The organism is Streptomyces sp. NPDC048370 (assembly GCF_043200825.1).
Classification (GTDB): Bacteria; Actinomycetota; Actinomycetes; order Streptomycetales; family Streptomycetaceae; genus Streptomyces.
The window spans coordinates 109,231-129,277 of the sequence record NZ_JBICYI010000001.1 but is presented as its reverse complement, the minus strand read 5'-3'; the positions used below and the strand labels follow the sequence as shown (position 1 = coordinate 129,277).

Genomic DNA, 20,047 nt, shown 5'->3' with positions numbered 1-20,047 from the left:
TCTGGAGCCCTAGTTGAGGTCGCTCGCCTTGATGTAGCCGGAATCCACCAGCACGCTCCGGTAGTTGGCCTTGTCGACGTTCACCGGGTCGAGCAGGAAGGCCGGCACGACCTTCTTCTCGTTGTCGTACGTCGTGGTGTCGTTGACCTCCGGCTTCTTGCCGTCCAGCAGCGCGTTGACCATCTGCCCCGCGACCTTGGCCAGTTCACGGGTGTCCTTGTACACGGTCTGCGTCTGCTCGCCCGCGATGATCGACTTCACCGACGCGACCTCCGCGTCCTGGCCCGTGACGATCGGCAGTGGCTTGCTCGCGCTGCCGTAGTCGTCGGACTTCAGGGCGGACAGGATGCCGATGGAGATGCCGTCGTACGGCGAGAGGACCGCGTCCACCCGCTCCTTCGCGTACGAGGAGGTGAGCAGGTCGTCCATCCGCTTCTGGGCCTGACCGCCGTCCCAGCGCAACGTCGTCACCTGGTTGAGCTTGGTCTGTCCGGACCGGACGACCAGCTGCTTCTTGTCGATGTACGGCTGCAGGACGTTCATGGCGCCCTGGAAGAAGTAGCGGGTGTTGTTGTCGTCGTTCGAGCCGGCGAACAGCTCGATGTTGAACGGGCCCTTCTTGCTCCCGTCCTTCAGGCCCAACTTCTCGACGAGATAACCGCCCTGGAGCTCACCGACCTTCTCGTTGTCGAAGGACGCGTAGTAGTCGACGTTCGGCGAGCCGAGGATGAGTCGGTCGTAGGAGATCACCGGGATCTTCGCGTCCGCCGCCTGCTGGAGGACGTTGGCGAGCGCCCGGCCGTCGATGGCCGCGACCACCAGCGCGTCGACACCCTGGGTGATCATGTTCTCGATCTGCGAGACCTGCTGGTCGGGGTCGTCCTCGCCGTACTGGAGCGTCGTCCTGTACCCGTACTTCTCCAGGCTGCTCACCATGTTCTTGCCGTCGGCGATCCAGCGCTCCGACGACTTGGTGGGCATCGCGATGCCCACCGTCAGGTCCTTCGAACCCTTCTCCTCCTTCGCCCCGCCCGCCCCGCTCTGACCGCAGGCGGAGACGGCGAGGGCGAGACAGGTCGCGAGGGCGGTGGCGGTGGCGGCTCGGCGGAGTGTGCGCATGGTCATCAGTCCTTGTCCGTGTGGTGGATCGGGTGGATCGGGTCGGGGAAGCGGTGGAGCGGTCCTGGCAGCCGGGAACCGAGCGGCGACATCCCGCCTTCCGCGCCGTGCCGCGCCAGCAGATCGAGGGCGAGCCTGCCGCGCCGTACCCGCTCGCGGGCGGTGGCGAGGACCGTCTCGCGCAGGTGCTGGCCGGAGGGGTAGAGCGAAGGGGCCTTCGCCAGACCGAACTTGAGGTACAGCGGGGCGCCCCGGCGGATCAGCTCGGCGACCTCGTACATCCGGACGTAGCCGCCCAGGTCGTCGGGTGCCTCGATGTACATGTCCATCGGGGCGGCGCTGGCCCGGCGGATCTCGGTGAGGTGCGCGAGCGGCAGGTCGCTGGGCACGTTGACCGAGTCGGCGCCGAGGCGTTCGTGGACGGCGTACGCGGCGGGGTTCACCGGGCCGATCAGCGCCGAGACCTTCAGCGTGGTGTCGGCGGGGATCACGCCGTGGCGCCGGGCCTGGTGCAGCGTCCACAGCACGCCCTCGTCCGCCACCAGCAGGCACTGGACGCCCAGTTCGGTGGCGCGGACGGCGTCCTCCACGCAGCCGGCGACCGCGTCGTGGCCCCGGGCCCGCAGGCCTCCGCCGCGCGAGTCGCTGCGGACCGAGCCGCCGATGTCCCACGTGCCGCGCGGACCGGTGAACAGGCAGAGTTCGACGGCCCGTTCGGAGGCGGCGCGCACCATCTCGGTGATCTCGTCGTCGGTGAGCATCCAGACGCCGCTGCCCTGGCTGACCCGGTGGACCGGCACGTCGAGCCGGTCGGACTCCGCGAGGACCGCCTCCAGCGCCTCGGGGCCTTCCACGGACGGCACTTCGGTACGCCAGCGGCCGCCGTCCGGGAACGCGTGCGGGGAGGCGTCGGCGGGGGAGAGGGCGGGGGCCCCGAGGCCGAGGACGGCGAGCGCGGCTTCGCCGGGGCGGCGGGGCGGGGAGGTGGCGGCTTCGGTCACGAACGGTCCTCCGTGTTCGGCATGTCGGACATGGTTCGGATAGGTCGGCAGGGCTTGTTGGCCGGGTCGGTAGGGGTGCGGCTGGGGCGGTAGGGGTAGGGGTGGGGCTGGGTCGTAGGGGGGCTGGGTCGATTGGGGTGTGGCGGGGCGTCGGGCCGGGACGTCTGCGCGTCCGGGCGTTCGGGTGTTCAGGCGTCCGGGGGCCCGCGCCTCAGGGTGACCGTGTGTCACGGCCGTAGCAGCACCTTCCCGACCTTGGGGTCGCCGGCGCCCACCAGCTCGATGGCCTGCGGGAACGCGCCGAGCGGGAGCTCGTGCGTCACCAGTGCGCCGAGGTCGAGCAGGCCCGCCCCGAAGGCGCGTACCGCGTGGGCCCAAGCCGTCGGCGGTGCGCCGAAGACCGTGTGGAGGGTGAGTCGGCCGGTGACGAGCTCCGTCGGATCGAGGCCGGCGGCCCCGGGCGCGGGGATGCCGGTGAGGACGACCCTGCCGCCCCGGCGGGCGAGGCCCACGGCGGTGCGCGCGGAGCCGGGAGCGCCGGCGGCCTCCACGACCAGATCGCACCGGCCATCAAGACCGGCCGTCGTGTCGACGACGGCCGTCGCCCCGAACTCCCTTGCCAGTTGGGCGCGTTCGCGACGGGGTTCGAGGACGTGCAGCTCGGCGGGCGAGGAGGCGGCGAGCAGCTGTACGGCGATCAGGCCGAGGGTCCCGGCGCCGACCACGGCGACGCGCTCGCCGGGCCGTGGCGCCGCCGCGAGCATTGCCGCCGCCACACACGCGGTCGGTTCGAGCAGGGCGGCCGCCGTCAGGTCGGCGTCGTCCGGCAGGACGTGCAGCAGCCGGGCCGGCAGCGTGAGCGTGGGGGCCATCGCGCCCGGCAGGGTGAAGCCGGTCTCGTCGTATCCGGCCGTACAGAGCGTGGTGTCACCCGTATGACAACGTTCGCAGAGTTGGCACGCGCGGAAGCCCTCACCGACCACCTTCCTGCCGACGAGCCCGTCCGGGACGCCCGCGCCGACCTCGGCCACCGTGCCCGACCACTCGTGGCCCGGGACGACCGGATAGCGCACGTACCCCTCGGGCCGGGTGCCGCCGTACACCTCGCGGTCACTGCCGCAGATCCCGCTCGCGTGCACCCGGACCAGAGCCTCCCCGGGGCCCGGCGGGACCGGTTCGTGCGGGACGAGCCGGTGGATTCCCGGCGCGTCGATCACGACGGCGAGGCCGGAGCCGCCCGGCGCGCGGCTCACGCGCCGCCGCCACGGGTCGCGGGCGCGCGCCGCTCCCAGCCGTCCGCCCACAGGTCGAAGCGGGCCTGCTGCTGCGGGAATTCGGCTGCCGCGTCGATGTCGAGCTCGACACCGAGACCGGGTGCGTCCGAGAGGTGGAAGTACCCGTCCACCACCTGCGGGGCGCCCTTCACCACCTTCTTGATCTCCGCGTCCGCGAAGTCGTTGAAGTGCTCCAGGATCTTGAAGTTCGGGGTGGTGAAGCCGACTTGGAGGGAGGCGGCGGTGAGTACCGGGCCGCCGACGTTGTGCGGGGCGACCATCATGTGGTGCGTCTCGGCGGTCGCGGCCAGTTTCCGGGTCTCCCAGATGCCGCCCAGGTGGCCGACGTCCGGCTGGAGGATGTCGGCGGCCTGGCTCTCGAACAGCTCGCGGAACTCGATCCGGTCGTGGATGCGTTCACCCGTCGCGATCGGGAGGTCCACCTTCGCCGCCACTTTCTCCAGCGCCTTCAGGTTCTCCGGTGGGACCGGTTCCTCCAGCCAGGCCGGGCGGAACGGCGCCATCTCGCGGGCCAGCCGGATCGCTGTGGCCGGGGCGAACCGGCCGTGCATCTCCAGCATCAGCTCGGCGTCGGGACCGATCGCGTCCCGTACCGCCTCGATCAGGGAGATCGCGTACAGCGAGTCCTGGTGGGAGAGTTCGAGGTGTCCGGTGCCGAACGGGTCGATCTTCAGGGCCTGGTAGCCCCGCTCGACGACCGCGCGGGCGGCCTTGTGGTAGGCGTCCGGGGTCCGCTCGGTGGTGTACCAGCCGTTGGCGTAGGCCTTGACCTTGTCGTTCACCTTTCCGCCGAGCAGCTGCCAGACCGGTACGCCGAGCGCCTTGCCCTTGATGTCCCAACAGGCCATCTCGACCACCGCGATGCCCGACATCACGATCTCGCCGGCCCGCCCGAAGTCCCCGTACTTCATCCGGCGGACGAGGTCCTCGATCGCGAACGGGTCGGACCCGGCGATGTGGTTGGCCTCGGCCTCGCGGAGGTAGCCGAGCAGTGCGTCGGTGTGGCCGAGCATGCGAGTCTCGCCCACACCGGTCAGGCCCTCGTCGGTGTGGACGAGCACATAGGTGAGATTGCGCCAGGGGGTTCCGACGACATGAGTGCTGATTCCCGTGATGCGCACGGCAGATGCCCCTCGATCTCGTTCGAAATTTCGTCACACGTTCGAAATGTAGGCGTGACCGTAGGGGCTGGTCCGAGTCATGTCAACGGGCTGCACGACCATTGCCCGCTCAAGCTGCCTGTGGTTAGCCTGTGTTCGCGATATCGGCCACCGGCCGGAATACCGAACGACGTCGACACGAGGGGTGGGTGAGCGGCGATGGGACGCCAGGTTCCCGCAGTGGCAAGAGCGCTGGACATACTGGAGCTGTTCCTGACGGGCGAGGAGACGCTCGCCGCTCCGGACGTCGTCCGCAGGCTAGGCCTTCCACGCACCACGGTGCACGAACTGCTCACCACGCTGGCCGCCCGCCACTACCTCGTACCCGCCCCCGAACACCCCGGCCGCTACCGCCTCGGCGTGCGCACCTACCAGCTGGGCAGCCGGTACGCCGAGCAGCTCGACCTCGCCGCCGAGGGGCGCCAGGTCGCGCGCGAGGTCGCCGAGATCTGCGACGAGACCGTGCACGTCGCGCTCCTGGAGGACACCGACGTCATCTACATCGCCAAGGTGGACTCCACCCACGCCGTCCGCATGGTCTCCGCCGCCGGCCGTCGGCTCCCCGCCCACTGCACCGCCGTCGGCAAGATGTTGCTCGCCTCGCTGCCCCCGGCCGAGCTGGACAGCCGTATCGACGGGCGCGAACTCGTCGCGATGACCCCGCACAGCATCACGGCCCACGACGCGCTCCGGACGGCCCTCGCCGAGATCCGCGAGCGGGGGATCGCCGTCGAGCACCGGGAGTCCAACCCCGACGTCAGCTGCGTCGCCGCACCCGTCCGCGACAGCGCGGGCCGCGTCGTCGCGGCGCTCTCCGTCTCCGTCCCCGTGATCCGGTGGAGCGAGGCCCGCGAGCGGGACCTCGCCGAACTGGCAGCCAAGGGCGCCGCCGACCTCTCCGTACGGCTCGGTCACCGGTCCACCCGATGAGGGCCGAACTCGCCGTCGCCGTACGGGAACAGGCCGCGCTGGGGGAGGGGCCCACCTGGGACGCGGCCGCGCGACGGCTGATCTGGGTCGACATCCTCGGCTCGCGCGTCCACACGTACGCGCCGGAGACGGGCCGGCGTACCGTCATGGCCACCGAGCAGCACGTCGGCGCGGCGAAACCGCGCGCGGGCGGCGGACTCGTCCTCAACCTCAGGGACGGCGTGGGGAGTTACGGCCCCGACGGCTCCTTCACCTGGCTGCTGCGCGACCCCGTGCCGGGCCGGCGCGGCAACGACGCGGCCGTCGCCCCCGACGGAGCGCTCTGGGCGGGCACCATGCGCTACGACGAGGCGCCCGGCGGCGGCACCCTGGTCCGCCTCTCACCCGACGGGACCGCCCGCGAGACGCTCCCCTCGGTGACGGTCAGCAACGGCATCGGCTGGAGCCCGGACGGCTCCCTCCTCTACTACGTCGACAGCCCCACCCGCCGCATCGACGTCTGCCCGGCCGACCTCGAACTCGCCACGCACCGGCGCCCGTTCGCGACGATCGAAGCGGGCGCGGGCTTCCCCGACGGGCTCACGGTCGACGCGGACGGCTGCGTGTGGGTCGCCCTCTGGGACGGCGCCCAGCTCCGCCGGTACACGCCGGACGGCGCCCTGGACCGCGTCGTCCCCCTCCCGGTACGGCGCCCCACGGCCTGCGCCTTCGGCGGCCCCGACCTCCGCGACCTCTACATCACGACGGCCCGCACCGGCCTGCACCGCCCCCACCCACTCTCCGGCTCGCTGCTGGTGCTGCGCGACGCGGGACGGGGACTCCCGAGCGTTCCCTTCGGGGGCTGAGGTAGGCGGAGCGGCTGTCGGTGGGGTGAGGGCCTTCAGGCCCTCATCGACGTCACCTGCGCGTTGTCGATGAACAGGTGCAGCCCGCCGTCCTCCGGGCAGCGCAGGCCGACCGAGATCGCCTGCACCGCCGCGTCCCCGTCGAGGACCAGCGCGACCGCGACCTGGAACAGGCCGTGCCCCTCGGGGCACTTGAAGTACTCCGCCGGCCGGGCGGGCATGCCGGGTGCCTCCGTGGGTGCGAGGGTCCATGGGGGCGCGTCGGGCCGTCGGAAGGTGCGGGCCAGGACGTCGCCGTCCCGCACCCCGATCGGCAGGAGACAGCCCACGCAGTAACACTCGCCGTCCCACACCTCGAACTCGGCCGACGCGAAGTCCCCCGAGCCGCACAACTCGCACACGACGGCCGCCGTCACGACCTGGCCGTCCGTCAGTCCACGGGTCGCCCGAGCCGCCCGTTCCGCCACCCGCAGCAGCTCGTCGCGGCCCGTGTCCGCCCCGCCGACCGGTCCCGCGCTCCACGCGTCTCCACGTTCCATGATCCAAATCCTCGCACGACCGTCACGCCCGGTCGGTGCGGGCCTCGTTCGCCCGGGCGTGGGCTTCGCGCGCCGCGTCCGAGGCCTTCGCCACCGCCGCCCGGGCCGCACGCCGGTCCGACCGGGCCTGGCGAAGCTCCTCCTCCAGGCGGCTCACGCGGGCGTCCGCCTCGGTGGCGTCGGCCTCCGCGGAGCGGAGCTCCTCGTCCTTGCGCGCCGCCTCTGCGGCCGCCTTCTCCGCCGCCGCGCGGGCTCCGGTGTCGGGTTTGGGCGGCGCCGGCGGGCGCGGCGGGAGGCTCTCCGGCGTGATGCCGCCGAAGCCGACCGGTGCCTCCGGGGGCTTCGTCAGCCGGCCCGCCGACCACTCCGCCGCGATGTCCGGGTCGGCCAGGACCGCGCGGAGGAGCTGCTCGACCTCGTCCCTGACCGAGGCGCTCAACGGATGGCCCGCCTCCTCGGCGAGCGCCGCCGTCGCGCGGACCTCGGCGGCGATCACCTTGTTCTGCTGCCCGGCCGCCTCGCGGAACGTCGTCGGGTCCAGGAGCCGGTGGGCCTCCCGGAGCGTCTCGCCCAGGGCCAGCAGCCGCCCCACATCGTCCGGCCGTTCCCGTACGAAGCGGTTCGAGGCCCAGGCGGCGAGGGTCGGCCGGCGCAGGGCCGCGATGCGCTTCGCGGCGACCGGGTCCTCGGCGCTCCGCGCCTCGGCCGCCCGCGCGTCCCTTGCCGCGACGAACTCGCCCGGTGCCACCCCGTACAGCTCATCGATGACCTGCTCGACGTCCATGACCTCACTGTGCACGACCGCACGGCCACGAGTCGGGAACGGCCCCGCCGGACTCACCCCGCCGTCGCCGGGCCGGTCGCCCCACCGCCCTCCCCGTCCGTCACCTCACCCGTCGCCCCGCCCGTCCCCTCGCCCGCTTCCTCGTCGTCCGTCCCGCTCGCCCCCTCGTCCTTCCCGCCGCCCCCGTCCCGCAGCGCCGTACGTACCGACCAGATCACCGACACCAGCGGCACCGCCACCACCGCGCCCACCACACCCGCGGCGATCGCGCCCGCGATCACCGAGATCGCCACCACCAGCGGGTGCAGCCGTACCGCCCAGCTCATCACGAGCGGGTGCAGCAGATGGCCCTCGATCTGGCCGATGACCACGATCAGGCCGACCACGATCGCCGCCACCCAGGGGCCCTGCGAGGCCAGTGCCACGACGGCGGCCACCGCGAGCGCGATCGGCGAACCGATCAGCGGCACGAAGGCGGCGACGAACTCCAGGAGTGCCAGCGGGACCGCCAGTGGCACCCCGAGGAGCCAGAGGGCGAGCCCCACGAGGATCGCGTTCACCGCGGCGACCAGCACGATGCCGTGCGTGTACCCCGTGAACGTACGCCAGGCCGCCCGGCCGCCGATGTCCATGCGCTCGCGCACCGTCCCCGGCAGCTGCTCCCGCAGCCACACCCACTGCCGGTCTCCCGAGTGGATGAAGAACACCGAGCAGAACAGCGCGAGGGCGAGCGTCGTGAGGACCGCCACCAGCCGGTGGGCGCCGCTCACCGCCTCGCTGACCAGGGTCGAGCGGTGGCTGGAGAGGAACTGTCCGATCCTGCTCTGCACATCCGAGAGCGCCTCCGGGTTCACATGGAACGGCGGCCGCTCCAGCCAGTCCTCGATCCGGTCGATGCCGTCCCGGAACTCCCGTACCAGCGTCGTCCGCTCGCCCTCCACCGCCTCACCGACCAGCGCCAGAACGCCCAGGACCAGGGCGATGCTCCCGAGGAGGGTGAGGGTGACCGCCAGCGGGCGGGGCAGCCAGCGGGCGACCACGTCCGCCACCGGACGCAGCAGCGCGGTGATCACCAGACCGAGGAAGACGGCCACCCCGATCTCGTGGAAGCGCCCGAGCAGGGCGAACAGGCTGTACACCAGCGCGCCGACGACGAGCAGACGCCAGGCGTAGGCGGCGGCGGTGCGGAGGAACGGGATCACCTGCGGCGGTGTGCCAGGCTGCATGTCCGACGACGTACCACCACGGGCCCGGCGGGCCACGCGCGCGGCCCGGTATTCGGCCGACCGGCCGCACGACGGGCGCGTACCGGGTGAACCGCGCGCCCCCGTCGGTGTCGGCGCCCGGCCGTTCGGCGGCGGCGGTGAGGATCGGGAGGTGAGTGTCGTCCTGCCGGTTCTCTTCGCCGTGTGCGCCGCGTTCAGCAACGCGCTCGCCACGGTGCTGCAGCGCCGTGCCGCGCTCACCGTCCGTCAGACCGACTCGTTCCGGCCCGGTCTGATCCTCGATCTGCTGAAGCGACCGCTCTGGCTCGCCGGCATCCTCGCCGTGATCGTCGCCGGTGTGGGTCAGGCGGCGGCCCTGGCGACCGGCCCCCTCTCGCTCGTACAGCCGCTGTTCGTCCTCGAGCTGCCGCTCGCGCTGCTGATCGCCTCACTGATGACACGCGAGCGGCTGCCGACGGCACAGTGGGGCGCCGTGGCTGCGGTGGTGGTCGGCCTGGGGGTGGCGCTCATGGCCGCCTCGCCCGACGGAAACCGGACGCACGTGGCGCTCGACCGCTGGATCCCGGCGCTCGTGGTCGCCGCCGCCGCGGTCGTGGCCCTGACGGTGGCCGGGTTGCGCAGGCCGGCGGGCCGCGCCCGCGCCGGGTGCCTCGGCGCCGCCACCGCGATCTGTTACGCCCTCACCGCGGGCCTGATGAAGACCTCCATGCACATCCTGGACGACGGTGGCCTGCCCGCCTTCCTGACGGCCTGGCAGACGTACGCCTTCTGCGCGGCCGGGATCGCGGCCCTCCTGCTGCTCGAACACGCCATGCAGGGCGGACCCCTGGTCGCCTCCCAGCCCGCGCTCACGCTGGGCGACGCCACGGTGAGCCTGATGCTGGGCATCCTGATCTACGAGGAGGACGTACGCGTGGGCTGGTGGCTGGTCCCGGAGTTCCTGGGCGTCGGTCTGATCGTCGTCGGCGTGTTCGCGCTGGCGCAGGGGGAGGAGTCGTCGACGTGACCCGCGCCTCCGCTCCGACCACCCGCGGCACCGCCCGTCAGCGGTGGCACCTCGGCTACCTCGCGGCCGCCGTCGTCTTCGCCATCGGCATGGCCGGCACGACGCTGCCCACCCCGCTGTACGGTCTCTACCGCGAGGAGCTGGGCTTCTCCGAGCTGATGGTGACGGTCATCTTCGCCAGCTACGCCGTCGGAGTCATCGCCACCCTCCTCCTCGTGGGCAACCACTCCGACCGGGTGGGCCGCCGGCCCGTCCTGTGGGCGGCCCTGGGGTTCGCCGCCGCCAGCGCGCTCTGCTTCCTGTTCGAGGGCGGACTGCCGTTCCTGTTCGCCGGCCGGCTGCTCTCGGGCTTCTCGGCCGGGCTGTTGAGCGGGGCGGGCACGGTCACCGTCCTCGAGCTCGCGCGGCCGGAGCGCAAGTCCCGCGCGGGCTTCGCCGCGACCGCCGCGAACATGGGCGGCCTCGGGTGCGGACCACTGCTCGCCGGACTCCTCGCGGAGTACGCCCCGAATCCGCTGTCTCTGCCGTTCCTCGTCCACATCGGCCTGGTCGCCGTGGCCTGCGTCATCGTCCTGTTCCTGCCGGAGACCGTCGAGCATCCACGGCTCAGGACCCGTCCGAGGCCGCAGGGTCTGTACGTGCCTCCGGAGGTCCGAGCCGTCTTCACGCCCTCGGCGCTCGCCGCCTTCGCCGGATTCGCCCTGCTCGGTCTCTTCACCGCCGTGGCGCCGAGCTTCGTCGCGCAGACCCTCGACATCACCAACCACGCCGTCTCGGGCATCGTGGTCTTCTCGGTGTTCCTCTCCTCGACCGTGGGCCAGTCGTGGACGGCCCGGATGCCCGGGCGCGTCGCCCTGCCGCTCGGCTGCCTGGTGCTCGTGCTCGGTCTCCTCCTCGTCGGCGCGTCCCTGTGGGCGGAGTCGCTCCCGCTGCTGATCGCCGGCGCGGTCTGCGGCGGGATCGGCCAGGGGCTCGCCTTCCGCGCGGGACTGACCGCCGTCGGCGAGGCGGCCCCGGCGGCGCACCGGGCGGCGACGGTCTCCTCGTTCTTCGTCGTCGCCTACACCGGCATCTCCCTGCCGGTCGTGGGCGTCGGCGCGTTGACGATGTGGCTCGGCCTGGACGCAGCAGGGCTGATCTTCACCGCCTGCGTGACCCTGCTCGCCCTGGCCACCGGCCTCTACCTGGCCCGTGGCCTGCGGGAGCAGGATCAGCGCAGCTGACGGCGGACCAGTTCGTGGAAGAGCCCGGTCGTGTCCGCGAGCAGCTCGGCGGGTGACCCCTGCTGGACGATCCGGCCGTCCGCCATGGCGATCACCCGGTCGGCGTCCATGATCGTGGACAGGCGGTGGGCGATCACCACCCGGGTCGCGTTCAGGGCCCGGGTGGACTCGATCACCACCCGCTGCGCCTCGTTGTCCAGCGCGCTCGTGGCCTCGTCGAAGAAGAGGATCCGGGGCCTGCGGATCAGCGCCTGGGCGATCATCAACCGCTGTCGCTGCCCGCCCGAGATCGTGCCGCCGCCGTCGGACAGCATCGTGTGCATCCCCATCGGCATCGCCTTGATGTCCTCGGCGAGGCCCGCCAACGCGGCCGCCGCCCACGCGTCTTCGAGGGGGAACGTCTCGGCGCCGCAGATGCAGTCGAGGATCGTGCCGGAGAACGGCTGCGCGTTCTGCAGCACGACACCGCACTGCCGGCGCACGGCCGCCTGGTCGAGCGCCGCCAGGTCCTGCCCGTCGTAGCGCACGCTTCCGGACGAGGGCCGGTCGAAGCCGATCAGCAGCCGCAGCAGCGTCGACTTGCCGCAGCCGCTGGCGCCGACGACCGCCACGAACTCGCCCGGACGCACCCGGAAGTCGACACCGTCGAGGACCAGGGGCCCGTCGTCGGTGTAGCGGAAGGACAGGTCCTCGGCCTCGATCGCCCCGCTCAGCTCACCCGGCTGGGCGCTGGAGCCGCGTACCTCGGGCGTCTCCTGGAAGACCGGCCTGACCTGTTCGAACATCGGCTGCACGGCGGCTGCGGACAGGAGCGAGCCGGTCAGCTGCGTGACCGCCGACAGCAGCATCGTCACGGCGGTGCTGAACGTGAGGAACTCACTGGCGGACATCGACCCCCGGGCCGGCCCGGCGAGCAGCATGAACATCACGAGCGTGCACAGCGGCAGACAGACCGCGCCGAGCACCGTCAGGACGTTCGTGATCCGCCCGACGCGCTGCTGCAGCTCCCGGGTCCGGGCGAACTCGCGCGCCCAGGCCGCGTACGCGAAGCTCTCGGCCGCCGCGACCCGCAGCTTGGGCAGCCCGCGCAGGGTCTGGAACGCCTGGTTGTTGAGCTTGTTGCCGAGCCGGACGAGGCGCCGCTGGTACCGCAGCTGCCACAGCCCCAGGCCCAGGAACACGGCCGCTACGACGACCAGCATGGCCAACGCCGCAAGGGCCAGGGGCACGCTGTACACGAGCAGCAGGACCAGGTTCATCGCGCCGACGGTGCCGGCCTGGACGAGCACGGGGCCGATGCCGGACAGCACCCTGCGGATGGCGCTGATGCCCATCGCCGCACTGGCCAGCTCACCGGTGGAGCGGCCCGCGAAGAACCGGGTCGGCAGGCGCAGCAGCCGGTCCCAGACGGCGGGCTGGAGGGTGGCCTCGATCCGGCCCTCCAGACGCAGGATGGAGACGTTCTGCAGCAGCATGAAGGAGGCCGAGACGACGGCCGTCGCCAGGATCGCGAGTGCGGTCTGCACGATGAGCCCGGTCTCGCCCCGGGGCACGTACTCGCCGAGCACCTTGCCCGTGGCGATCGGCACCAGCGCGCCCAGACCGACCGCCACCAGACCGGAGAGCAGCAGCGTACGCAGCTCCGCGCGGGTGCCCCGCACGCTGAAGCGGAGCAGCCCGAGCAGGCCCAACGGCCGGTCGGGCAGCGGACGGTAGAACATGACCGCGCGCGGCGCGACGGAGGCGGCGGTGGCCTTCCCGACGCGCTCGCGCGCGCCCGTGGCCGGGTCGACGATCTCGTACCGGCCGCGCCGCCACAGCAGCGCGACCGGGGCCTCGTCCGCCTCCCGCCGCCCCACCAGCGGCCCGCTGTACTCCCGCCACCAGCGGCCGTCGAGCCGGACGACCCGGGTGCGGATCCGCGAGGCGAGCGCGATGCGCTCGACGGGGTCGAGGCGTCCGGGGAGGCCGCTCGCCTCCGCCGCACCGGCCAGCGTGATCCGGGCCTCCTCGGCGACCAGACGGCAGACGGCGTACGTCGCGTCGTCGCTCGCGCGCCCGTCGGAGCCCCGCCCGTCGGAGCCGCGCCCGTCGGAGCCCCGGCCCGACCCGCCCGGCGTCCCCGACCTGTCGATGGAGGCGAGCAGCGTCCGGTCCGCCTGGGTACGGGCCGCCCGGCCGGCCTCGATGCCGGCCGCCGTACGGTCCTCGTGGGCGCGCTCCAGCTGCTCGATCCAGCTGTCCAGGGCGTACAGCAGCCGGTACTGCTGGTCGACCATCCCCTGCCACATCGTCGGATCGACGAGCAGGGTTCCGGCGGCGTCGTCCCCGTACCCCTCGTACGCGGCTCCGTAGAGGACGCTGCCGGGGGCGATCTGCATCCAGAGGATGTCGTCGTCCGCACCGCCGGGCTCGTTGCCCGCGCGACCGTCCAACGGCGCCTGGTACAGCACGCGCAGGCCGCGCCCGACGCCGAGCGCGAAGGCATGCTCCAGCGGGCTCAGCCGCGGCTCGGCGGTACCGTACGGGTCCTGGTCGGCGTACCACTGCCCGCCGTACCACTGCCCGCCGTACGCCTGGCCCTCGTAGCCCTGACCTCCGTAGGCCTGCAGTTCGCGCAGCTCCACGCGGCGCAGCACGCACCCCTCCAAGGGGCGTCCGATGAGCGTGTGCGCGGGTCCTTCCACAGGGCCGAGCAGCAAGGTGCCCGCCTCCAGGCGGCCCAGGAAGTGCCAGGGGCCGAGCTGCGCGGCGTCGACGGCGAACAGGTCCACGGCGCCGTCGACGACGAGCCACAGCACGTGCGGGCCTTCGAGGGAGACGCTGCTCAGGCCGGTGCAGTCGACCACCGTGCCGAGCCCGCCGAGCGCCGCGACGACGGGGTCGACGGGGCCGACCGGGACGACGGGGGCGGTGACGGCCGTGGGCTGGTGAGGGAACGTCACCTCAGTGCTCCTTGACGAGTTCGGCGTACGCGCCCCCGGCTGCGACCAGCTGGGCGTGCCGGCCGCGCTCCACGACCGTGCCCCGGTCGAGCACGAGGATCTCGTCGCTGTCCCGCACCGTGCTCAGCCGGTGGGCGATGACCACGCAGGCGCAGCCCCGGCGCCGCAGGTTGTCGATGATGACCTGCTCGGTCGCCGCGTCCAGGGCGCTGGTGACCTCGTCGAGGACCATGACGCTGGGGCGGCGCACGAGCGCCCGGGCGATCTCCAGGCGCTGACGCTGCCCGCCGGAGAAGTTCCGGCCGTCCTGCTCCACGCGGCTGTGGATGCCCCCGGGGCGCCGGGCGACCACGTCGTACACGGCGGCGTCCTCCAGGGCGGCGACCACGGCCTCGTCGGGGACGGAGGGGTCCCACAGCGCGATGTTGTCGCGGATGGTGCCCTCGAAGAGGAAGATGTCCTGGTCGACGAAGGAGACGGAGGCGGCCAGCGCCCCGCGCGGAATGTCCTCCAGACGCATCCCGTCGATCCGTACGGCACCCTCCCACGGGGCGTACAGGCCCGAGATCAGCCGGGAGACGGTCGACTTGCCGCTCCCGGAGCCACCCACGAGCGCCACCTGCTGCCCGGGGCCGACCGAGAGCGAGAAGCCCGTGAGCAGCGGGGCGTCCAGCGGGCTGTAGCCGAAGGTGATGCCGTCGAGCTCCACATGGCCCTTGAGCCGGCGGGTCCTGGCCGGTGGTTCGCGCCGGGTGTACACCGGGTCGACGGGGAAGTTCTCGACGTCCTTGAGGCGGGCGACGTCGGCGGCGAAGTCCTGGATCCGGCCGGCCACGCCGTTGAGACGGGTGATCGGCGCGGTGAAGCTGGTCACCAGGGCCTGGAAGGCGACGAGGAGACCGACGGTGAGATGGCCCTCCACCGCCCGCAGGCCGCCGATCATCAGGATCAGCGCGCTGTTGAGCGCGGCCAGGGTGGGCGCGACGACCGCCAGCCAGGCGCTCGGCACACCGAGCCGCTGCTGCACGTCGAGGGTGGTCGCGTGCTGCCCGGCCCAGCGGCGGAAGAAGCCGTTCTCGCCGCCGGTGGCCTTCATCGTCTCGATCAGCTGCAGGCCGCTGTACGCGGTGTTGGTCAGCCGGGCGCTCTCGGCGCGCAGCTTCTGCGTGCCGGTGGCCCGCAGATGGAGCACGATCCGCATGGCCACCACGTTGAGCAGCGCGATCAGCACCCCGACGACGGTGAGTTGCGGGTCGTACGTCCACAGCAGCACCGCGTAGAGCAGCACCACGACGGCGTCCACGCCCGCCGCGGCCAGGTCGCGGGCGAGGGTCTCGGCGACCGCGTCGTTGGACTGCAGCCGCTGCACCAGGTCGGCCGGGTTGCGCTGGGCGTAGAACGTGAGGGGGAGTCTGAGCAGGTGCCGGAGGAAGCGGGCGCTGCCCAGGGTGGAGGAGATGATCCGCCCGCGCAGCAGATTGGCCTGCTGCAGCGCGGTGAGTGTCGCGGTGAGGACGAGTGTGGTCGCCATCGCCGCGAACAGCACGCCGAGCAGCGAGGTCTGGTTCCCGATGAGGAACATGTCGATGTACGTACGGCTCAGCGCGGGCACCCACGCGCCGACGACCACGAGCAGCAGGCTGGAGACGACGGCGGCGGCCATGGTGCCGGACGTGCCGCGCAGCCGGGCCGGCAGCCCGCCCATGACACCCGGCCTGCGCCCGCCGCGCCGGAACCCCGGCCCCGGCTCGAAGGTGAGCACGATCCCGGTGAAGCTCGTGTCGAACTCCTCCATGGGGACGAACCGGCGTCCCTTGCCGGGGTCGTTGACGTACACGCCCCTGCGGCCGAAGCGGCGCCCCATGCCGTCGTAGACGACGTAGTGGTTGAACTCCCAGAACAGGACGGCCGGGGCGGCCACCTCGGCGAGGGCGGCCAGGTCCATCTGCATGCCCTTGGCCTGGAGGCCGTAACCGCGCGCCGCCTTCAGGAGGTTGCTCGCCCGGGAACCGTCGCGCGAGACCCCGCAGGCGATGCGCAGCTCCTCGAGCGCGACGAAGCGACCGTGGTGGCCGAGCACCATCGCCAGGGCGGCCGCGCCGCACTCGACGGCCTCCATCTGGAGCACGGTCGGGGTGCGCACGGTCCGGGTGCGGCGGCCCGTGGGGACGGGCGCGCGTCGGCGCCGGGCGGGCGGGAGCCGGCGTGACGAGGCCCGCGTCCCGGACCGGGAGCGCGAGCGGCCCTGCGCGGACTCCGGCGGCGCGCTCACGGCAGCAGCCAGTCGACGGGCCGCTGCGCGGAGAGATGGACGGCGCCCGTGACGGGCGTACCGGAGTCGATCGCGTGCGGCGGGCCGTCCGTGGAGGACCAGGCGTAACCGGAGGCGGTCGCGGCAGAGCGGTCGAGGGAGATCAGGACCGCGACCGGGTTGCCCTGCTGGGCGAACTGCGCGGCGAGGCCGCTGTCACCGAGGAAGGAGCCGATCTGCTCCCGCGTCTGCGGGATGCGGCTCACCGCCTTGACGTGGCCCCGCAGGACGCCGAAACGGTCGCGCGGGGCTGACTGGACACCGAGGTCGACCGACGCGCCCACCCGGACCGTCGCGGCGCTCTCGCCCGGGAGGTACAGGACGGCGACCAACGGGGCGTCCTGGTCGGTCACGCGCTCCACCGTCGCCACGTCCGCCCCGGTGGTGACGACCTGTCCGGTCCTGGCGAAGAGCGTGGTCACCCGTCCGCCCGCCACCGCGCGCACGGGCCGGTCCCCCTGGTCCGTACGGACGGTCAGCACCGGTGCGCCGGGGGAGACGGGCCGGCCCTCCTCGACGAGGACGTCGGTGACCTGCCCGGAGATCGGACTCTGCAGCAGGTAACTGCCCTCGGCGTGGGTGAGGACGCCGGGCGCGCTCAGCTTGGAGGTCACCGTGCCGGTGAGGGCCCAATAGCCGGCGACGGCCATGACGACGACCGTGACGGCCAGCACCAGACGGCCCGGCGGGCGTGCGAAGCGCACGGGCACATCGAGCTCTTCGGGCGATTGCAGCTTGGAAAGCGCCTTCTGGCGGAACTGCACGGACTATTCCCTCGACTGCATTTCGGACGGGGCGGGCACGGGGGTGCCCACGAACCCCGGAACCGGGAAGGCTCCGGGGTTCGTGGGCGGTATTCGGCTCAGAGGCCGGCGACACCGGTGATGCCGGACGCGTTCACCGAGACGCCGGTGAGGCCCTGGGCCAGGCCGGGGACGCCGGTGGCGATGGCCTGGACGCCCTGGACCGTCTGGAGCGAGCCGACGGTGCCGAGCAGGCCGGTGACGTCGCTGGTCACGGCGCCGCCGAGGCCACCGGAGACGGAGACCAGACCGCCGGACACGGCGTCCAGGTCGGCGTCGGAGATCTCAACGGTCTCAAGGTCGTGACGCATGATGCGCACCCTTCATTTGTTGGGGGGAATCCGTTTCTCTGCGGCCGCAGCGGGCCGATCAAAGCACGCGAACGGGTGAGTGGACCAATTCCCTTGACGCCGCCACGTGAACGGTTGTGTTGCTGGGGAAACGGCCGTGCGGCCATATTCACGGAACGCCGACATCTTCTCCGCAGGATCGAGTAACACATTCCGAGGGTCCTGCGCGGGCGGGGAACCAAACGGACAGATCGACGCCGACCCGACGCGTCCCGAACCGTCCGGGTCGAGGAACGGTGAAGGCGGTCGACGTCAACACACGCACGTTGTGCAGGTTTTCGGCAGGTGCGCGGGGGCGAACGCCTGCACAATGCGGGGATGACCGATGAAGACCCGTACCTGTGGCTCGAAGATGTCGAGGGCGAGGCCGCTCTGGCGTGGGTGGCCGAGCGGAACGCCGAGACCGCGGCAGCCCTCGCCGCCGACGACGGCTTCGCCGCCCTCAAGGAACGGCTGCGGGAGGCGCTGGACGCGTCGGACCGCATTCCGTACACCACCCGGCGCGGCGCGTTCCTCTACAACTTCTGGCGGGACGCCGACCATGTGCGGGGACTGTGGCGGCGCACGACGCTGGAGCGGTACCGCAAGGACGACCCGGAGTGGGAGGTCCTCCTCGACGTCGACGCGCTCGCGGCCGCCGAGGGCGAGAAGTGGGTGTGGGCCGGAGCCCGGGTGCGCCGCCCCGAGGACGACCTCGCCCTGGTGTGCCTCTCGCGCGACGGCGGGGACGCCGTGGAGGTCCGCGAATTCGACCTCGCCGCCCGGGCCTTCGTCGAGGACGGATTCACGGTCGCGGAGGCGAAGACGCGGATCGGATGGATCGACGCCGACACCGTCTTCGTCGGCACGGACCTCGGGCCCGGCTCGCTGACCGAATCGGGCTATCCCCGTACGGTACGCAGATGGCGCCGGGGCACCCCCCTGGAGTCCGCCGCCGTGGTCTACGAGGCCGAGCCGGGGGACGTGTCGGCCTGGGGGCTGCGCGACACGACACCCGGATTCGAGCGGGACTTCGTCGGCCGCGCGCGGGACTTCTACCGCAGCGAGACGTACCTCCTGACCGCCGACGACGGACTCGTGAAGATCGACGTCCCCGACGACGCCCGGGCGTACGCCCACCGCCGGCACCTGATCGTCACCCTGAAGTCCGACTGGCTCGGCCGGCCTGCCGGCTCCCTCCTCGCCTTCGACTTCGACGCCTTCCTGGCGGGCGACCGCACCCACGAGGTGCTCTTCACCCCGGACGAGCGGACCGCCCTCGCCGGGCACTCGTGGACCCGCCATCACCTCCTCCTGGAGACGATGCGCGACGTCAGCGCCCGTATCGAGGTCCTCACCCCCGGCGCCGGAGGCGGCGGCTGGACGCGCCGGCCGCTCACCGACGTACCGCCGCTGTCCGCCGTCACCGTCGTGGACACGGACCCCGACGTCTCCGACGAGTACTTCCTGGACGTGTCCGGGTTCCTGCAGCCCTCCACCCTCTACCGGGGACGCATCGGCGGGGACACGGAGATCCTCAAGCAGGCCCCGGCGCGCTTCGAGACGGCCGGCCTCGCGGTGGACCAGTTCTTCGCCACCTCCCCGGACGGCACCCGGGTGCCGTACTTCGTCATCGGCCCGGACCGCACCTCCACCGGCCCCGGGCCCACGCTCCTCTACGGCTACGGCGGCTTCGAGGTCTCCCTCACCCCCGGCTACGGATCGGTGCGCGGCCGGGCCTGGCTGGAGCGGGGCGGCACGTACGTGATCGCGAACATCCGGGGCGGCGGGGAGTACGGACCGGACTGGCACCAGGCAGCCCTGGGCGCGAACAGGCCGCGGGCCTTCGAGGACTTCGCGGCCGTCGCCGAGGACCTCGTCGCACGCGGCATCACCACCCCGGCGATGCTCGGAGCCGCCGGAGGCAGCAACGGCGGTCTGCTCATGGGCGCGATGCTCACCCGCCACCCCGAGCTGTTCGGGGCGATCGTCGCCCAGGTACCGCTGCTCGACATGACCCGCTTCCACCGGCTCCTCGCCGGCGCGTCCTGGATCGCCGAGTACGGCGACCCGGACGACGAGGCCGACCTGCCCCACCTGCGCGCGCTCTCCCCCTACCACCAACTCGCCGCGGACCGCGGCTACCCGCCGGTCCTGCTGATGACCTCCACCCGCGACGACCGCGTCCACCCGGGCCACGCCCGCAAGACGGCCGCACGGCTGCGCGAGCTCGGGCACCCGGTGCTGCTCCACGAGAACACCGGCGGAGGCCACGCGGGCGCGAGCGACAACGAACAGGCCGCGCACAACAGCGCCCTGATGCACACATTCCTGTGGCAGCGGCTCGCGGCAGGTGAAGAGACCGCGAACAAACGGTGAGAATTTCCGCGAGGTATTGCAGGTCGCGGGGAACTCGGGGTGGTGGCGAGGGGGCGCGGAGTGCCTTTATGGAATCCCGCCCCCGAGGTATGGTCGACCGCGTTCGCACACCCGTGCCCTTGTTGAGTGCGGCATAGCAGCACTTTCGAACG

The 20,047-nt window shown here is 72.5% G+C and carries 16 protein-coding genes; 5 read left to right on the top strand and 11 right to left on the bottom strand.

The genetic code is table 11. The features are described 5' to 3' along the window. Positions 1 to 9: 9 nt before the first annotated feature. The 4 genes from chvE to ACGFYP_RS00495 all read right to left on the bottom strand — a co-directional run bounded on the left by chvE (position 10) and on the right by ACGFYP_RS00495 (position 4,536). Positions 10 to 1,119, bottom strand: coding sequence for a multiple monosaccharide ABC transporter substrate-binding protein (chvE, locus tag ACGFYP_RS00510; RefSeq protein ID WP_393485080.1), 1,110 nt, complete (start codon positions 1,117 to 1,119; stop codon positions 10 to 12). Positions 1,120 to 1,124: 5 nt separating this feature from the next. Continuing rightward, positions 1,125 to 2,120 carry a hypothetical protein gene (locus ACGFYP_RS00505; RefSeq protein WP_393485079.1) on the bottom strand — a complete coding sequence of 332 codons (996 nt, stop codon included), beginning with the start codon at positions 2,118 to 2,120 and terminating at the stop codon, positions 1,125 to 1,127. Between the two features lie 227 nt (positions 2,121 to 2,347). Continuing rightward, a complete protein-coding gene (locus ACGFYP_RS00500; protein ID WP_393485078.1) occupies positions 2,348 to 3,373 on the bottom strand; it encodes a zinc-binding dehydrogenase in 1,026 nt (341 codons plus the stop codon). After that, complete coding sequence (locus ACGFYP_RS00495) at positions 3,370 to 4,536, bottom strand: mandelate racemase/muconate lactonizing enzyme family protein (RefSeq protein WP_393485077.1); 1,167 nt, start codon at positions 4,534 to 4,536, stop codon at positions 3,370 to 3,372. The genes ACGFYP_RS00500 and ACGFYP_RS00495 overlap by 4 nt, the downstream gene beginning before the upstream one ends. A gap of 198 nt (positions 4,537 to 4,734) precedes the next feature. On the opposite strand from ACGFYP_RS00495, the gene ACGFYP_RS00490 reads away from it, so the two are divergent. Then, positions 4,735 to 5,505 carry an IclR family transcriptional regulator gene (locus ACGFYP_RS00490; protein ID WP_393485076.1) on the top strand — a complete coding sequence of 257 codons (771 nt, stop codon included), beginning with the start codon at positions 4,735 to 4,737 and terminating at the stop codon, positions 5,503 to 5,505. Continuing rightward, complete coding sequence (locus ACGFYP_RS00485) at positions 5,502 to 6,350, top strand: SMP-30/gluconolactonase/LRE family protein (RefSeq protein WP_393485075.1); 849 nt, start codon at positions 5,502 to 5,504, stop codon at positions 6,348 to 6,350. Before ACGFYP_RS00490 ends, ACGFYP_RS00485 begins: the two co-directional genes overlap by 4 nt. Positions 6,351 to 6,385: 35 nt before the next feature. On the opposite strand, the gene ACGFYP_RS00480 is transcribed toward ACGFYP_RS00485, so the two are convergent. Genes ACGFYP_RS00480 through ACGFYP_RS00470 form a run of 3 tightly spaced genes read right to left on the bottom strand, consistent with a single transcriptional unit; the run spans position 6,386 to position 8,899 of the window. Then, complete coding sequence (locus tag ACGFYP_RS00480) at positions 6,386 to 6,889, bottom strand: hypothetical protein (RefSeq protein WP_393485074.1); 504 nt, start codon at positions 6,887 to 6,889, stop codon at positions 6,386 to 6,388. Between the two features lie 22 nt (positions 6,890 to 6,911). After that, a complete protein-coding gene (locus tag ACGFYP_RS00475; protein ID WP_393485073.1) occupies positions 6,912 to 7,673 on the bottom strand; it encodes a hypothetical protein in 762 nt (253 codons plus the stop codon). A 53-nt stretch (positions 7,674 to 7,726) separates the two neighbouring features. Next, a complete protein-coding gene (locus tag ACGFYP_RS00470; RefSeq protein WP_393485072.1) occupies positions 7,727 to 8,899 on the bottom strand; it encodes an AI-2E family transporter in 1,173 nt (390 codons plus the stop codon). Between the two features lie 151 nt (positions 8,900 to 9,050). On the opposite strand from ACGFYP_RS00470, the gene ACGFYP_RS00465 reads away from it, so the two are divergent. Continuing rightward, positions 9,051 to 9,905 carry a DMT family transporter gene (locus ACGFYP_RS00465; RefSeq protein ID WP_393485981.1) on the top strand — a complete coding sequence of 285 codons (855 nt, stop codon included), beginning with the start codon at positions 9,051 to 9,053 and terminating at the stop codon, positions 9,903 to 9,905. Beyond that, on the top strand, positions 9,902 to 11,128 hold the full coding sequence (locus ACGFYP_RS00460; RefSeq protein WP_393485071.1) for an MFS transporter: 1,227 nt from the start codon (positions 9,902 to 9,904) through the stop codon (positions 11,126 to 11,128). The genes ACGFYP_RS00465 and ACGFYP_RS00460 overlap by 4 nt, the downstream gene beginning before the upstream one ends. Here ACGFYP_RS00460 and ACGFYP_RS00455 read toward each other — a convergent pair. The 4 genes from ACGFYP_RS00455 to ACGFYP_RS00440 form a co-directional block, all read right to left on the bottom strand. Beyond that, the gene (locus tag ACGFYP_RS00455; RefSeq protein ID WP_393485070.1) at positions 11,116 to 14,073 is read right to left on the bottom strand and encodes an NHLP bacteriocin export ABC transporter permease/ATPase subunit; all 2,958 of its coding nucleotides are present in this window, start codon (positions 14,071 to 14,073) and stop codon (positions 11,116 to 11,118) included. The two genes, ACGFYP_RS00460 and ACGFYP_RS00455, sit on opposite strands and share 13 nt — an antisense overlap. A gap of 1 nt (position 14,074) precedes the next feature. Further along, positions 14,075 to 16,345, bottom strand: a complete 2,271-nt coding sequence (locus ACGFYP_RS00450; protein WP_393485069.1) for an NHLP family bacteriocin export ABC transporter peptidase/permease/ATPase subunit — start codon at positions 16,343 to 16,345, stop codon at positions 14,075 to 14,077. Continuing rightward, positions 16,342 to 17,148, bottom strand: a complete 807-nt coding sequence (locus tag ACGFYP_RS00445; protein WP_393485068.1) for an HlyD family efflux transporter periplasmic adaptor subunit — start codon at positions 17,146 to 17,148, stop codon at positions 16,342 to 16,344. Before ACGFYP_RS00445 ends, ACGFYP_RS00450 begins: the two co-directional genes overlap by 4 nt. Before the next feature lie 98 nt (positions 17,149 to 17,246). Continuing rightward, complete coding sequence (locus tag ACGFYP_RS00440; protein ID WP_393485067.1) at positions 17,247 to 17,498, bottom strand: hypothetical protein; 252 nt, start codon at positions 17,496 to 17,498, stop codon at positions 17,247 to 17,249. Between the two features lie 357 nt (positions 17,499 to 17,855). Between ACGFYP_RS00440 and ACGFYP_RS00435 the strand changes: the two genes are divergently transcribed. After that, a complete protein-coding gene (locus ACGFYP_RS00435) occupies positions 17,856 to 19,895 on the top strand; it encodes a prolyl oligopeptidase family protein (RefSeq protein WP_393485066.1) in 2,040 nt (679 codons plus the stop codon). The last annotated feature ends 152 nt before the right edge of the window (positions 19,896 to 20,047 follow it).

Coding starts and splice junctions, on each gene's coding strand:
- chvE (WP_393485080.1), bottom strand. CDS start 1,119: ATGCGCACACTCCGCCGAGCCGCCACCGCCACCGCCCTCGCGACCTGT.
- ACGFYP_RS00485 (WP_393485075.1), top strand. CDS start 5,502: ATGAGGGCCGAACTCGCCGTCGCCGTACGGGAACAGGCCGCGCTGGGG.
- ACGFYP_RS00480 (WP_393485074.1), bottom strand. CDS start 6,889: ATGGAACGTGGAGACGCGTGGAGCGCGGGACCGGTCGGCGGGGCGGAC.
- ACGFYP_RS00440 (WP_393485067.1), bottom strand. CDS start 17,498: ATGCGTCACGACCTTGAGACCGTTGAGATCTCCGACGCCGACCTGGAC.
- ACGFYP_RS00470 (WP_393485072.1), bottom strand. CDS start 8,899: ATGCAGCCTGGCACACCGCCGCAGGTGATCCCGTTCCTCCGCACCGCC.
- ACGFYP_RS00435 (WP_393485066.1), top strand. CDS start 17,856: ATGACCGATGAAGACCCGTACCTGTGGCTCGAAGATGTCGAGGGCGAG.
- ACGFYP_RS00475 (WP_393485073.1), bottom strand. CDS start 7,673: ATGGACGTCGAGCAGGTCATCGATGAGCTGTACGGGGTGGCACCGGGC.
- ACGFYP_RS00490 (WP_393485076.1), top strand. CDS start 4,735: ATGGGACGCCAGGTTCCCGCAGTGGCAAGAGCGCTGGACATACTGGAG.